Source organism: Haloferax profundi (genome assembly GCF_001469865.1).
Taxonomy (GTDB): domain Archaea; phylum Halobacteriota; class Halobacteria; order Halobacteriales; family Haloferacaceae; genus Haloferax; species Haloferax profundi.
This window is the reverse complement of sequence record NZ_LOPV01000075.1, coordinates 1-255: the sequence shown is the minus strand read 5'-3', so window position 1 is coordinate 255 and position 255 is coordinate 1. Positions and strand designations below refer to the sequence as shown.

Sequence of the window (255 nt, the reverse complement as noted above, 5' to 3'; positions counted from 1 at the left end):
ATGCTGAACGGATACGGTCCTGTCTCACCGAATTTGGGGCTGGGGAGGTTCGCAATCCACTCGCCACGAGGGAGCGACCGAATCCGGTTGGAGAACTCGTCAGGGTCCAACCCTTCGTGGGCCATCGCTCGGGCAAGTTCTCGGTCAACGTTGATTTGGCCGACAAGTGAGCTACCGATGTTGTTCAGGGCGTTCAGGTAGACCTTTCGCCCACCTTCTGCTTCCATCTGTTCAGGGAACTGCATCGACAGCCCG

The 255-nt window shown here is 58.0% G+C and carries 1 protein-coding gene; it reads right to left on the bottom strand.

What is annotated here, in order from left to right:
• A partial coding sequence (locus tag AUR66_RS21730; protein WP_197409669.1) for a hypothetical protein occupies positions 1 to 255 on the bottom strand: 255 nt, incomplete at both ends.